Source organism: Bradyrhizobium sp. KB893862 SZCCT0404 (assembly GCF_018130885.1).
Classification (GTDB): domain Bacteria; phylum Pseudomonadota; class Alphaproteobacteria; order Rhizobiales; family Xanthobacteraceae; genus Bradyrhizobium; species Bradyrhizobium stylosanthis.
The window spans coordinates 42,073-59,135 of sequence record NZ_JAFCLT010000017.1 but is presented as its reverse complement, the minus strand read 5'-3'; the positions used below and the strand labels follow the sequence as shown (position 1 = coordinate 59,135).

Genomic DNA, 17,063 nt, shown 5'->3' with positions numbered 1-17,063 from the left:
TCATTGGCCCGGATTCGCCGACCAGCAACCACAAGATCGGGCCGGAAAGCGTCGACCTGACCAGCACGGCCACCGGCAATCAGTGGGTCCGCATGGACATCACCGGCAACGTGACGGGCGCGACCCTCACGGGACCGGGCGGCGTCCCGCTCTCGGTGCTGTCGCCGCCGATCGGCGACGGCAACTCCTCTGCGGTCGCGCGCGGCTCGGGCGGCGGCTTCGTCGGCGTGAACATCAACGATGGCACGATCACCGACAGCCCGACCGTCAATGCCTACATGCAGGCCGGCCTCGCGCACGCCAATCTCGACGTGTCGATCACGACCAACTCGATCACCAGCGGCAGCGCCAGCGGTGCCAACGGCACTGGCGGCCTGGTGGGCGTAGGCGGTTCGTCCGCGACCAGTGATTCGACCAACAAGAGTGAAGTGTGGGTCACCGCCGGCACGCGCATCATTGCCGGTGGCAATTTCAACCTGACATCGAACCTGTTTACGGGGGCCTCGGCCGCGGCACGGTCCACGACCGGCGGCGCCGTGGGCGTTGCCATCACCCACACCCATTCCACCGTCAACAACACCACCACCGCAAAGATGAAGGACGGCTCCGACGTCCTGGCGGGCAACACGGCGATCGTTTCGGCGACGACGGGCACCGCCCAGTCGACCAATTCGGGCTCGACCGGTATCGGCATCGGCGGCGACGGCAATGCCTATGCGACCTCGAGCTCGACCGACGAGACGACCGTGGACTTCGCCACGGCGGCGTCGCTGACGGCGCGTGCGATTCTGGCCGCGGCCGCGGTGCCGTGGATGGACGTAGAGGCGCGGTCGCGTGGCGACGGCGGCGGCCTGGTTGCGGTCGGCACCGGCTCGGCCGACACGACCATCAACGCCCAGAACAACGTCAATCTGCACGCCAATGCCTCGCTGATGGGTTATGAAGGCGTCGATCTGGTGGCGCGCTATTACAATCCCGATCCGAATTCGGCTCCGGACCATCAGGCGGTCACTTCTGTTGCCGATGCGTTCGGCCGTGCCACGGGCTTGTTCGGCTATGTCGACGGGTCGGCCGACAACCACACGACGCTCGCGTCGACCATTCTTGGCGAGCTCCACTCGCTGGTCACGGCGGGTCCGCGCGATCCCAACGACCCGGCGCTGCAGGACATCACGGACTACAATCACCTGGCGCTCTATTCGGACACGAAGAACGGCAAGATCGGCTTCGTCGACCATGGCGATGTGAAGCGCCGTTCGCTCGCCGCCGGCGGCAGCAGTTCGGGTCCGCAGGATCCGACGGTCACGCGCAAGATCGACTTCAGCTCCGACGTGGTGATCTTCTCCGGGCGTTCGCCCGAGCTGGTCATCAATTCGTCCGGGAATATCGACAAGGCGGTGAACATCTCCGTGAACGGCGTGTTCGAGCCGCTGTTCGGAAGCAGCGCCGTTTCGGGCGGCGTGATCAACGTCGACAACATCGTCAACGACGATCCGGGCGAGGTCTATTTCGACTCGCCGACCATTCTCGGCGGCAACGGCTCGCCGGGTGCGGGCAGCGGAACCTGGGAATTCCGGGATTCGTACCAGCAGGTGCTGATCACCAACAATTCCGGGTTCGATCTCAAGATCAACAACATCGATGTCCTCAATCGCGGTCCCAATCACCCGATCGTGGACTTCGTGCCCTACGACAACACGCCGACGATCAGCTTCAATCTGAAGCGCACCGTCACGCCGACGCGAGTGGAGATCGAGGACTTCGGCAGCGCCAATTCCGTGCTGCTCCAGGGAACCATCGAGAACCCGATCGGCACGACGATCATCCGCAATGCCAATGGCAACGTTCGCGCGACCAAGCCGCGTGACCTGACCAGCGCCGATCCCAATGCGTCGCTGGTGCGCACCAACATCGTCGATATCGAGTCGGCGAACGCCGGCGTTGGTGTCGGGGGGCGGGTCAATATCGACCAGGTGGAAGCCGCCGGATTGCCGGCAGCCACCAGCTTCCTGACCGCGCGGGCCGCCACCGACGGGTCGATCTTCCTTGGCCGGAATCAGTTCTTCGGCGGCGAACTGGTGCAGTATCACACCAGCGGCACGGCGATCGGCGGGCTGACGGATGGCAAGTACTACGTCGTCATCACGTCGCCGGGCGATCTCTCGATCAAGCTTGCGTCCCTGTCCAATCCGGGACTGGCGCTGACGCTTGACCCGAGCACGTCGACGCTGACGACCAGTCATTCGCTGACGCCTGCCCAGCGCTTCACGGTCAAGGCCGCGGGCGATGCCAATCTCGACGTGCTCGGCCGGCTGCGCGACGACACGGTCACCGACTACCGCGTCCATATCGACGCCGTGGTCACCGGCGGCACGACCAACATCATCATGCAGCCCAGCGTCAAGGAGACGGGGGTTCCGAACAGTGGCGGCGTCGAGGTCCGGTACAAGGCGCATCCGAATCCGAACGGCGAGATCCACAACACGTTCTTCAACCAGCCGATCGGCTCGCCGGTGCCGGAGAACGTCGGTGCGTTCGCCACGCTGGCCCCGAACAACACGATCAACAGCACCTACGATGTTCGCGCCTTCGATACGGACGGCAATCTGTACCGGCCCGGAATCCAGTCGAACAGCAACATCATTCTCACAGCCGCGCAGCCGACTGCCGGAAACGGCAAGATCATCAACGTCAAGGCGATCACCGAGATCGTCGGCGGCGGTGCGCCGGCATCGGGCGATAGCCATCATGTGGATGTGCTGACCAACGGCTGGATCGACCTCGCCGAAAAGACCGACGATCTGCGCGTCGGCCGCATCATGTCGACCGCGAACGACGTGACGCTGCATTCGCCGAGGATGATCATCGATGCGTTGAACGACGGCATCGGGTCGGAGGCCGACGTCACCGCCGTCAATATCACCATGACGGCGGGCGACAGCGGGATCACCGGCACGGCGAGCGACAAGTCGGGCACCGGCGGCATCGGAACCCCTGACAATTTCATCGAGATCAACGTCGACGAGCTCTATGGAACGGGCTCGAGCCTGGGCGTGCTCACCGCCAACGACATCGCGGTCGCCAGCAAGGCCAATACGCTTGGCATCTTCATCACGGAAGTGGTGCGGGGTGCGGAGTCGCTGAGTCTGCTCGGGAGCGCCGGTGCGTCGCACACCGATGCCTTCGGCAAGGAGATCGACGATCTCGAGGTCAAGCTGGTCCAGACCAAGGGCGACGTGACGCTCGCCACGGATCCGGGCTCCATCGTCGATGCCCGCAACGGCGGCGTCGGCGCCGACACCGCCAACGTAATCGGTAATACGATCAACCTGTTCGCCGAGGGCGGCAATATCGGCAATGCGAACGGCGGCAACGATCTCGAGATCGATTCGCAGGCCTACGGGTACGGCACGATCGGCGCACGGGCGACCGGCAGCATCTATCTCAGCGAAGCCCTGCCGACGACCGCGGTCGGGACGTTCTACGCCCGCAATGCCGAAGTCGTGCTGCTGCAGGCCTTGGGGATCGCCGGCGGCGACGGCGACATCAACGGCAACATCCGCTTCACGGTGCGCGAGAGCGCCGTGCAGGGCGAGGATCTGCATCTGCTGGATTCCGGGAGCGTTCTGTTCCTCGAGAACGCGCCGGAGACCATGGTGCACGGTCTCGTCAACACGCCGAACGGCTCGATCCTGCTGCGCGTCGGCGATAACGTGACGACGGAAGCGAATTCGCAGATTCTCGCCGCAAAGAACATCGACATCTACGGCGATTTCCGCCGGACCGGCGAACTGTCCAGCGGTGTGGCGCAATTCGACGCCGATACGCCGAACGACACGCCGAACTTCGGCACCGTCATGCACCTGCATGGCGTCATCGCGCACGGCCCGACTGCGAGCGGGTATCTTACCCGCATCTTCGGCAACGCCGATACCGACCAGATATTCTTCGACGAGACTTGGCTCGGCGGCCTGAGCGGCACCCCGTCGTCGCCGATTCCGGGCGGACAGGGCCAGACGATTCCGACCGGCTTGCTCGGACCGGCTCGCCTGATGTCGTTCTATTCCGGCGGCAATACGCGCGCCTATGGCAGCAACACGCCGACCACGACGACGGCCGGGATCGACGCGAAGGTGACGTTTGCGCCGGATCCCAATGGCGACACCATCACGCGTACGGATGGCGGCACCTTCGCCGGCTTCGCGATCGGGGATGTCATCACGGTTGATTCCGACGACGTCAACATTCCGATTGCCAACAATCGCGTCTATACCGTTACGGGCATATCAGCAGCGGCCACGGTGCTGACCCTGAGCTCCGCCCGGGTCGTCTCGACGGCCACGAACGTCAACGTCAAGATCAAGAACACCAGGCTCAATCCGTTTGCCCCGACCGGCGACAGCGAAGACTTCTTCGTGGTCAACGAGCTCCAGTCGATGGTGTACACCCAGACCGCTGCGGCGACGGCGTCGAGCGACACGCTGACCCTCGACGGCCAGGCCGGCACCGATACCTATGTCATCAATACGACAGGTACGCGGGGAAAGACGGATGCGCAGGGAAATCTGGTCGACCCCTACAATCGCAACTACGTCATCAACGTGCTCGACAGCGGCGGACCGACGGACGGCGTCAACAACCTCTCGGTCTACGGCAAGGACAATATCGATCCGAACTTCATCGGCGCGGGCAAGGCGTTCGACGACATCTTCCTGCTCCGCCGCACGACCGACATTCCGCGCGAGACCGGATCCCGTCCGCAGCTCTACGCGAACGAGTCGGCCTTCGTCGCCGTGCTCGACTTCGATCCGACCAAGCCCGGTACGGCCCTCACGCAGGCGCAGGCCTCTGACCAGCCGGCCGACGGAAGCGTGCGCTCGGAATCCGTCCAGCGCATCAACTACGACAGTTCGGTCAATGGCCGGTTGATGGTGTTCGGACAGGGCGGCAACGACTACTTCGCGGTCGACGACGATGCCACGACCACCACCCTGGACGGCGGTGCCGCCAACGACACCTTCCAGATTGGACAGATCTACGGCTATCAGCGCGATGCCAGCACGCATTCGGCGGGACCACTCGGCAACACGCTGGGCGGATCCATCGTCACCGCCGCGGACCTGTTCCCGCAGCTTCCGAACTCGCTCACCCCGCAGAGCATCTACGGCACGGTTGCAACGACACGCGGCTGGCTGTCCGCCGGTGCGACCTCGCCGCTGGTTGCCGAGGGCGGCAGCGGCGACGACACGTTCACGGTCTACAGCAACCAGGCAGTGCTGCGTCTCGAAGGCGACGACGGCAACGACCTGTTCACGGTTCGCGCGTTCGCGCTGGCCCAGACCGATCCCACCAGCGGCGACATCGTCTGGCTCGATCCTGTGCAGCAGATCGCGATGCCGAAGCTGACCAAGGGCTTCTCGACCGCGGCCGAGACTGCGATCCGCACCGGTGCCGGCAGCAACCAGGTGGAATACAACATCAATGCGCCGGTTTCGGTCGATGGCGGCTCCGGCTTCGACAAGCTGGTGATCCTCGGTACCGAGTTCGCCGACCATATCGTCGTGACCGACAAGGGCATCTTCGGCGCCGGCCTGACCGTCACCTACAAGAATATCGAGGTGCTCGAGGTCGATGCTCTCGAAGGCGACGACACTATCGATGTGCTGAGCACGCCGCCCGGCATGGCCGTCCGCGTCATCGGCGGCCTGGGCAACGATGCCATCAATGTCGCGGGCGACGTGGCCGGTGACGTGGTGTCGCGCGACATCAACGGCACGAGCTCGACCATCAATCACCGCATCTCGACGGACGATGGGGCATACAAGCCGGTCGTTCCCGACGGCATTTCGCTCAGCGTTTCGCGTCCCGACCAGGGGCAGGTGATCATCGACGAGAACGTCCCGCACGATCTGAGCCCGAGCATCACCGACGTGACGGAAGGCAAGCTGATCAGCGGCAATCCTGCCGACGACGTCTACGGCATTCGCCTCGGGCACATCCCGGTCGTCGGAACGTCCGTCTACATCACGATCTCGGCCGCGATGAACCCGGAGGAGGAGCATGTCGCGGCCGGTGCGATCGCCTCCGGCGACATCATCGACACGCTGGGACTTGGCGACAGCATCCTGCTGGCGTCCGGCAATCCGCTTGCCATGGGTGACAAGGACAAGGCCGGCCTGTTGACGCCGGCAGCCTATGCGCGCGACGTCGTGCTCAACGGCACGCTCATCCACGTGCCGGCGCGCGCCATCGTGCTCGTGTTCGACAGCAGCAATTGGGACACTGAACAGTATGTTCACGTCGTGGCGGTCGACGATCAGCTCGCCGAAGGCGACCGGACGGTTGCGATCAGCCATACGGTGCTGAGCACAGATCCGACCTTCGACCACGCGATCGTGCGCAACGTCGAGGTCACGATCCACGACAACGACCAGCCTGCCGTCAAGGTGACGCAGCTCGATGCCACGGTCACGGTGCCGGACTTCGTGAAATATCCGGGCTATGGCCGGCCGGTGGATGGAGTGACCAAGGTGCTCGAGGGCACGACCGCTCCGGACGATCCGGCGCCGATCACCTCGGTGGACGACTATTTCGCGGTCGAGCTCGCAACCCCACCGACCGGCACCGTCCAGGTGGCGATCAATCCGCAGTATCTCGATCCGAGCGTGCCGAAGGACCTCCGCGTTTCGCTGAGCTCCACGGATGCGCGATTCCACGTTGTTCAGGCTGCGCTGCCCGACCAGGACGGCGTCTACTACATCACCTTCGGACCTGGCGACACCACGCCGGTCATCGTGACGACGCATGCGATACAGCGTCTGCCCACCGAGGATCCGCACGACACGACGATTACGGCGGCCGTGGTCGACACGATTGCCGGGCACGCGACGACGGATACCGCCTACAAGAATGCCGCTGTGGGCATCAATTATTCGGGCGTCCAGCTGACGTTCGCGCAGCATGCCACCGGCGATACCATCACCCGTGACACGGGCAGCTGGATCACCGATGGATACAAGGCGGGCCAGAACATCATCATCTCCGGCACGCAGACCATCGCAGGCGGCCTCACCAACAACGCCTTGTTCGTCATCAAGAGCGTGGACGTGACCGGCAAGATCCTGACGCTGACCACGCGGCTGACGGTGATTCCGGCCGTCGAGAATCCCACGGCATTGCTGCCTGTGAAGTTCCGCATCAACGGCTCGGGCATCACCCAGAACATCGACGCGCAGGTCTTCGACGACGGCGCAGCGGGCCTCTTCACGCTCGAGAGCGGCGGCGCCACGTTGGTGAGCGCCGGCACGGCCACCCAGGGGCCGGGCGACCCCGACACCTACACGATGCGCCTGACGAAGGTGCCGCTGACCACGGTCAATGTCGATGTGATCACCGACGGGCAGACCGACATCATCCCGGACGGCGCCCAGATCACCCTGAAGCAAACCGGCTTTACCCAGACCTTGACCCTGTTCACCAAGGGCAACATCTCGGTCGGCCAGGATCCGTCCACCAGCGTATGGATGATCAAGCGCGCCCCGGGCTCCGAGCTCGGCAGCTTCATCGCCGACGGCTTCCTGCCGGGGCAGACGATCACGATCACCGGCACCGGCCCGGGTGGCGTGGACGGCACCTACAAGATCGATGCCGCCAAGGGATCGGTGGGCGATCAGTTCATCAAGCTGACCAACGCCGGCGGCGCGGTCCTGCCGAGCGTGTCGGGGACGTTCAACTCCACGGCCGGCCAGACCATCTCGATCACCACCGTCAAGTCGAACGGCGTCTATAACAACGGGACGGTCAAGTATACCGCCGCGGACGAGGCGTTCTTGATGTTCACCGGCAACATCACGGTGAACGGGGCGGTCATCACGCGGTCCGCCATCGGAAGCTTCATCAATGACAACTTTGCGGCGGGCGAAATCATCCGCCTGCAGCGCAATGACGGCACGATCGTGGGCGATTTCACCATCGCTGCGGGCGGCGTGACCGACACGCAACTGACGCTCACGGCTACGACCGGGCTGAGCGGGCAGGCGGGTGACCTCAAGGGCGCCGCCATCAGCAAGATGCTGGATACGCTGGTTCGCACTGACGGCTCGAGCTGGCTCGACAGCGGCTTCTTCGAAGGCCAGCTGGTGCAGATCACGAATCTGGCCGGCGGCAGCCCGGTGCTGGTGAAGATCGATCTGATCACCGGCACGGACGCCGGGAAGCTCGACAAGATGGTGCTGACCGACCATCCGGAGACCGACGGCCTGAACGGCACGGTTGTCGGACCGGTCAAGTATAGCGGCCGTCCGCCCGGAGGTTTGCTGCCGAGCACGCCCATCAACGTCAACATGGTCCAGATGGCCGCACGGGTCGAATTCGATCCGACAAATGGCACGTATCCCTGGTACACGCAGGCGACGATCAAGGTGCAGGCGGATCCGTATTTCGACATCCAGCCCGGGCACGAGAACCTGCGCGCCTTCCCGAAGTCAGCTCACACGTTGAGCGGCATCAGGGGTCCGCTTGCGGTCGAGGGCGGCACGACCAGCGCCGACCGCTCGCTCGTACAGGCCGTGCTGCTGCCCGGCGAGGCCAATGGCCCGTTCTTCAACATTCCGCCGCAGCCGCCGGAGACGCAGTCGATCGACGTGCTCAACGTCTATAGTGACGGCACGCAGGGCGCTGCCACCGGCAAGCTGACGTCGACGGCGCTCACCGGCCTCAACATGAACAAGGCGGATCTCGACTTCACGGCGATGCTCGGCGGAGCACATCCGTTCGGCGAGAGCGGCGTGTATCCTGGCGGCATCAGCTACGGCTCGATCGTGCTGGCGCAGGACCCGAAGTTCCCTGGCGATCCGACCAAACAAGTGTTCCTGACCGACGGTAGCCATTCGACGCTCGAGGTCGTGAACATCTTCCTTGGCCAGGGCAACGACAAGCTCGACATCAACAGCACCCTCATTCCGGGTCCGGACCACAATGCCGACGGCACGATCGGTCTCGTCTCCGAGCATGGTGGGCTCACGACGATCCACGGCGGCGGCAACGCACCGCTGCAGCTGATCGCCAACAATGGCGGCTATTTCAACACTTATGCGGGTACGCAAGCGGGCACATATCGACTGGTGCGTTCGGATGGCCTGAACTGGGCGGTCGACGGCTTTGCGGTCGGCCAGCAGGTGCTGCTCAACGTTGGCGGCCTCGTCGGGTCGTACACGATCATCGCCATCGGCGATCCGCCGGCCGGAAATCCGCCGACCGGAGAGCCGGACGCCTCGCACAAGCCGGGCAGCGCCTTGACGCTATTGCCGGCCGCCGGCGCGCCAGTTCTAACGCCTGGCACGAAGCAACTGGGCACGATCTCGGTGATCGACCAGCTCGCCGTGGTCACCGGTCAGGTCCTCGGCAATCAGACGACCGGGAACCTGGCAGTAGCGGGTGCAGACGGCTTCAATCGCATCACGCGCAGTGACGGCTTGACCTGGGCAAGCCTCGGTTTCGCGGCCGGACAGCAGGTGGCGTTCTCGATCGGCGGGCTCCTCGGCACACGCACGGTGCTCGGCTTCGACAACGCGACGGCGACTTCGGGCTTCGGCAGCGTGCTCATCCTCGATGGTCTGTCCCTTGGGGCAGTGGCGCCCACGTCAGGCGTGGTGGCGGTGAGCAGCCGCAACATCGTTTCGTCCAGCGCGGCAACGCCGTTTACGCTGACCAAGACCACGATCTCCCGCAGCGATGGCGGCAACTGGATCAGCGACGGCTTTGCGATCGGACAGGCCGTGACGATCGGCGGTCAGTCCGGCTACTGGCTGGTCTCTGACGATCCGACCGCGACGAAGCTGACTCTGCAGGGGGCCGATCTCACGACGCTGCCCGCGGTGCAGAAGGTCGCGATCGTCCGCATTGGCGGCGACACCATCAATGTCAATGGCAGCAGCGAGGTGGTGACCGGCAATTTCGACGTGACGGCGCCTGTCACACCGGTCGGTGGTGTTGGTGGCGATCCGGCGGGCACGACCAATCGCCTGACACGCAACGACGGGCACACCTGGGATGGCACCGACAGCGGCGACAGCGCCTTTGCGGTCGGCCAGCAGGTGACCATCAGCGCCACGTTCAGCTTCCCGCAGGTCGCTTTCGCGCGCAGCGCGACGGGCGACACGATCACGCGCAGCGGCGGCAACTGGATGAGTGACGGTTTTGCGATTGGTCAGACAATCGTCATCACCGACACGACCAGCAAGAACACCGACCCGAGCAACACCGGCGGATTCCTGACCAACAAAGGCAGCTTCACGATTGCCAACGTCACGGCGACCGTGCTGACCCTGACGGCGGCCAATACCGTGGTGCCGACCCTAGACTTCGCCGCGACCGAACCGGCCAAGATCTCGCTCTATGGCAACTTCATCGTCATAGGCTTTGCGGATCAGGTCGGCAATACCGGCCACTTCAAGACCGTGCTGGTGAACGGAGCTGTCCTGCCGCGTCAGACGGCCGTGCCGATGACGGTCAATGTCGACGCGCCGCTCGTCGTTTACGGCGACACGTCGCAGGACGGCGTCTGGTACAACGGCGTCGCCACGCAGCAGTCGCTCGGCAAGTTCGCGAACAAGCCGCAGCCGCATATGGACAATGTGTCCTTCACATTGTCGAGCCCGTCGAGCCCGTTGGTTGGGTTCGACAATATCACCGCGCCGGCCGGCACGGTGCAAGTCAGCGCGGCCTACACCGGCTTCAACACGGTCTCGGTCTCGGACGATACGTTCGGCAACCTGACGAGGGCCGATGGAACCTCGTGGGTCACGGCAGGCTTCAAGGTCAACGGCCTGGTGACGATCAATGGCGTTTCGGTCGGTACCGTGTACGGCTTCAAGTCGTCCGACCCGTTAGCGCATCCCACCGCGACCGACGTCCTCGTGCTCAACAACCTGCTTCCCGGCTATACGGCCATCTCGAACACGTCGACCACCCAGGCGGTCAAGGAGTGGAACACCGCGTCGATCAAGCTCGGTTCCGGCCAGTTCGATCCGGGCTTCGTGCCCGAAGGTCTGATCGCGATCGGCAAGACCTACACGTCCCTGGTCTTTGCCCGCAGCGGCGGCGGCGACACGATCACCCGCAGCGATGCCGGCGGAAGCTGGATTGACGACAAGTTTGCGATCGGGCAGAGCATCTCGATCTCCGGCACCACTTACAATGACGGCGGTGGGGGCCCGAATTACGTCATCACCGGCGTCACCGCGACCCAGCTCACCCTTGCCGCGGTCCAGCAGCTCATTCCGACCGCGCCGAACACCTTCGAGACCGCGCGCATCAGCATCGATGTGGGCACCATCGCGGTGATCGGAACGCAGTACCAGGTCTCATTCTCCAGCTCGGGCGGGCAGTACTTCATCACCCGCGCCACCGGCAGCTGGCTTGATGACGGGTTCAAGACGCCCGTGACCCCGGATAAGGCGATCTCGATTGCGCTCTATGGCGCAACAATCGAAACCAACGACCAGGTCTACAAGGTGCTGGCCGTTTCCCTCGACGGTACCAAGCTCACCGTCGACAAGGCCGTTACGCCAGGCGGTTCCCAGTCCGTCGTCATCAGCGGCGGTCCGGTGAAGCGCGATACGCTCTATCTTGCGAACCTGCGGCCCGGCGCGCTCGCCATGCTCAACGGCGACGTTCCGCAAACCAACACGATCGTCGAACGCAATCGGCTCGGCCAGAATGCGGACTTCTTCGTCTTCCCGCTGGCCGCGCAATATCAGTTCGACGGCAACGACGTCATCGATGCGCATGGTCTGTTTGGCGGCATCGCGGACGGGCGTCTGCCGACCGTGGGCATCACGGCTTATGGCGGCCGCGGCGACGACACGATCATCGGCAGCGCGGCGAGCGACTTCCTGGCCGGCGGCTCCGGCAACGACATGATCATCGGTGGACGCGGCGGCGATCAGATCTACGGCGACTCCGGCATCAACGTCGACGTGATCCGGCGCGTGCTGCTGGTTGCCAACGCGGCCGGTACTTCGGGGGCCGTAAATGTCGACACGATCAAGGCCGGCGACGACCTGATCTATGGTGATGCGCAAGCCTCGACCAACACCAACGCATTCGGCGACTATAACGACATCATCTTCGCCGACCTCGGCGACGTGCGTCAGGACGTCTCCGGAGCACGCGATACCACCAAGCCGGTGGACCTGAAGCCGCAGCGCATCGAGACGACGGCGCGTGACATCGCGATCGTCAGCCAGTCGCGCCAGAACGGCGGAAACGACATCGTCTACGGCAACGGCGGCGAAGATGTCCTGATCGGCGGTACCGGCAACGATGCGCTCGATGGCGGCACTGATCGTGACCTCGTCTTCGGCGACAACGTCACGCTCGACCGCACCGGTCACTTCGGCAATTACTCCAATCTCCGCTTCGAGACTCTGAGCGGCACGAAGATCTACAGCACCGCGCTGAGCACGGACACGCAGGCGGCCGGACTGGACTACGCCAACGGCATTCCGCAGGCAGATCCGCGCGGACACGGCGCATGGGGCGATTACCTCGTCACCATGTACGACACGCTGCCCGACCTGACCAAGTCGGTGGCCGTCTCGAAGTCCTTTGGCGATGACTACATTGCGGGCGGTTCCCAGGACGACATGATCTTCGGTCAGTCCGGCAATGACACGGCCCAGGGCGACGGATCGATCGACTATGTCTCGCACATCCTGGTCGACAACAACCTTGGCGCAATGCTCGTGAGCTCGAACGACAAGCTGGGCGGACGCGTTGGGGTGTACCAGACCGGCACCAATATCGCAGGCAATCCGTTCCGCGGCTCGGATAATAGCCTGCTGCTGCGCCCGTCATTCGACGGCACGGCCGATGGCCAGGACTACATCGAAGGTAACGCCGGAAACGACCTGCTGCTTGGCAACCAGAACCAGGATGACCTGGTCGGCGGCAACTCCGACATGTTCAGCCTCAAGGATCCGACGTTCAACATTTCCCAGAGCCTGCGCCCGGACGATTCAGATCTGATCTTCGGCGGTTCCGGCGTGGCAGTGGCACGCAACGGCGCCGGTGACGGCGCAAGCGATGCGAACGGCAACATTACGACGAGCGCAAGCGGTCACGCGAATGACTCGGACGCGATCGTCGGCGATAACGGCGACATCATCCGCCTGGTCGGCGTCAAGGGTGTTGTCGCGGATCCGGTCGGTCTCAGGACCGTCGCCAGCTTCACGATGAACGCAGATCTCACCACGACCGCGATCGCGACCACGGTGCAGAGCTTCAACGGCTACCTGCGCTTCAACTACGATACCAGCACCGCGGAAGGGACGGCTTACGACGACGTGGCCAAGATCGTGGTTCGCGCCGTGCGGCTGCTCGACTATTCGCCGGGCGGACCGGACGTCAACGGAGCCGATCCCATCAACAAGTCGATTGCGAAGAACGACATCGGCGCGGCCGACGAAGTTCATGGCGAGTCCGGCGACGACTTCATCTACGGCGAGCTCGGCAACGACTGGCTGTACGGCGAAGGCCAGAACGATGACATCATCGGCGGCTACGGCAACGACTGGATTTCAGGCGGCACCGGCGATGACGGCATCATCGGCGACGACGGCCGGATCTATACCAGCCGCAACAGCCTGAGCGCCGACCCGACCAACATCTCCAAGTACACGAAGAGCGCCGGCGAACCGCTCAACGGCATTGCGCCGCTGCTCTCCGCGGATCCCGATCCCAAGTACAGCAACGGCAACGCGCTGAACGAGTACATCTATACGCCGGGCAACATGCAGACCGACACGATCAATGTGAGCGGCGCATTGAAGAAGACCGTCGACCTGACGCCCTTCAGCGTGGATACGACCTTCAACGGAACCAAGGACGACTTCGCGCTCCTCAGTACGAAGAACAACGGCGCCGCGAGCGACGGCAAGACGAGGTCGCATAGCGACGACATCATCTTCGGCGGCCTGGGCAGCGACTGGATCCATGGCGGGTCGGGTGACGATGCAATTTCGGGCGCCGAGGCGCTGAAGCTCTCCTTTACGCAGATACAGAACCCACTGACCCTCGATCTGACAGGCATCGCCGAGACCGACTACGGCCATCCGTTCAATCCCGGCGACGCGCTGCGCTTCAATCCGGTGGATCCTGACGGCAAGTTCACCCATCCGCACATCGCGAACCGTACGGGCGAGTTCGCACTGTATGACGAAAACAACCCGATGCGGAAGATTCTCCTCAATGCGGACGGGACTGCCAGCAGTACGGGTACCGGACTCGAGTGGTTCCTGAACTTCGACCAGACCGAAGGTGTCCTGAGGCCGGGCGGCACGACGCCTGGTAACCAGAACCAGTCCGTGACCTACGGGCCGGTCCGCGACGACGGCAACGACGATATCTTCGGCGACAACGGCAACGACTGGATCGTCGGTGGCACGGGCCGCGACCACACCTATGGCGGCTGGGGCAACGATCTGCTCAATGCCGACGATGACCTGACGACGGCAGGCGGGCTCAACAACGTTCCGGAAACCGCGCCGACCTACGAGGATCGGGCCTACGGCGGAGCCGGGAAGGACGTTCTGATCGCCAACACGGGCGGCGACCGGTTGATCGACTGGGTCGGCGAGTACAACAGCTATCTCGTGCCGTTCTCCGAGTTCGGCATGGCCACGGTCAGCCGCACGATGCAGCCGTTCCTGCACCACTTCCTGTATGCGGAATCGCTGAGCGACGGCGTCGACGCCACGCGCTACTCCGACCTGAACAGTGGCGCTACGGCGCCGGTGCCGACCAAGAACAATGACCCCAACCCGGGCCGTAACGGCGAGCCGGCCGGTGAGCTTGGTCTGGTGCTGCAGCAGGATGACGCCTGGCACGCCCAGACCGGTGCGCCGACCGATCCGCAGGCCGGCAACACGCCGGGCACGCAGCGCGACGTGCTGCGGAGCGCGAGTTTCACGGGCAATGGTGGTCCGACCGGCATGTTCGCCGCTGCCGGGTCGTGGAGCATCGTCAGCGCCTCGTACTCGAACAGCCAGAGTTCGGCCAGCGGCGACAACATCAGCCTGTTCGATCTCGATACCTGGCTGCCGACCTATTATGAAGTGCCGGTGACCTTGAAGGTTGGCAGCGGCGGGTCGAACCAGAACAGCTATGTGATCTTCGACTATCAGGCGCCGGACAATTTCAAGTACGCCGGCATCGATGTCACCCACAACACGATCGAGATCGGCCAGCGCACGGCGTCGGGATGGACGGATCTCGCGACGCTGTCGGTCAAGGGACTCGGCGTCAACAAGCAGACTGCATTCATGTTGGCGGCGAACTATATGACCGCGACGGTCACCTTCAACGGCTATTCGCTGTCGTACACGTTTGCCGGCCCGCTCAATACCGGCATGCTGGGTCTTGGAACCAACAGCTCCCTGACCAATTTCACCACCTATTCGGTGCAGCGGCTTCCGTTCACGCCCACTTACTCCGTCCTCGAAGACCTCTCGGACGGCGTCGCAAACAAGTTCGTGGCGCAGACCGGGACGTGGACCACCACCAGCGGGACGAGCGGCCGTTACTTCGCGGTGCCGCCGGCGAACGATGCCGCCTTGTCCACGAGGCCGCTGGCAGTGGCGCCGCTGTCGTACGTCGAGTACTCGGCAACGGTGAATGCGAGCAAGGCCGGTGCGTCGGCAGGACTCACCTTCGCGTACACGTCGACCAATGACTTCCTCTATGCCGGCATCGTCGCCGGAACCAACCAGGTCGTGCTCGGACATCGCAGCAACGGCACCTGGTACGTCGACGCCGTCGCGAGCACGACCATCACGGCCGGGACCGACTACAATCTGCTCGTCGCCCTGTCCGAGACCGTAGGCAATAGCGTCAACGTCGTGCTGAACGGCAAGAGTGTCCTGAGCTTCAAGTATAACTTCCTGGTGCACGACGGCAGCCTCGGGCTCTACGCCCGCAACGGCAACGCGTCCTTCGACAACGTGTTGATCCGCGGTGACGATATCGCCTATGCCGGCGGCGGTACGCCGCAGGCGGCTGCGCTGGCGGCGCCTCCGGCAACGGACATCGCCGTCGTGGCGGCCGATCAGCTGGCGGCCATCGTTGCCGCTGCGAAGCAAGCCTGGGCCGCCGCGCTCGGGCCGGACGACCCGCGTCTGCTGATCCTCGATCAGGTCACGGTGCTGATGGCCGACCTGCCGGATCAGCTGCTGGGCGCGACGACGGGCTACACGATCGTTCTCGATCCCAATGCAGCCGGTTGGGGTTGGTTCGTCGACCCGACACCCGGCGACAACCGGGAGTTCTCGATCAGGCTGTCCGGCGAAGTCTCCGAAGCGGCTTCGTCGAGCCCGGCTGCCGGACACATGGACCTGCTCTCGACGCTCGTCCATGAGATGGGCAATGCGATGGGAATGCCGGAAGATCTCGGCGACGACGTGGCCGGGATGACCCTGCGCGCCGGCGAAAGGCGGCTGCCGGAGCCTACCGGTCATCCGGCACCCGCTTCCGCGGCGGTGCTGCAGAGCACGCCTGCCGCGCAAGTCACGCCGCAGATGACGCTGATCCCGCTTGGGCCGGTAACGGCCACGATCGCGCCGCCGGTACCTGCGGTCGCCAAGGAGGATGAGCCCAGCGGTATCACGCTGATCTCGAACATCCTCCTGAGCCCGATCGCAAGCGCATCGCAGAACGGCGAGGTCCACAAGTCCGTCGGCACAGCCGAGGATCTCGGCAAGTCATTCGTCGCGCTGTCGGCAAGCCTGACGGGTGGCAACCCGAAGAGCTCTACGGCGCAGCAGGACGATCTCTCTTCGCCGGAGCATCACTCCTCGCGGAATATCAATAGCGCGAAGGAGACGACGAGCATAAACTGGCAGAACAGTCTCGATGCCGTTGAGCATCTCGCCTCAGGACCTTCGAACGGTTCGCAGGAGTGGCTCGACGACTTCCTGAACCACGTAGGGCAGGACAAGGCCCAGTGGAATCCGAACGCGAGTCTCCGCGTACGCCCATTGTCGAGTAATAGTGCGGGCCATGCCTGA

1 protein-coding gene (running past one end of the window) is annotated in these 17,063 nt (G+C 64.1%); it reads left to right on the top strand.

Features of this window, described 5'->3' with window-relative positions:
* Positions 1–17,063, top strand: the 3' portion of a protein-coding gene (locus JQ617_RS38090) for an LEPR-XLL domain-containing protein (protein WP_212030838.1). It extends 11,203 nt beyond the left edge of the window; 17,063 of the gene's 28,266 nt are visible here — the last part of the coding sequence; its start codon lies off the left edge, out of view; the stop codon is at positions 17,061–17,063.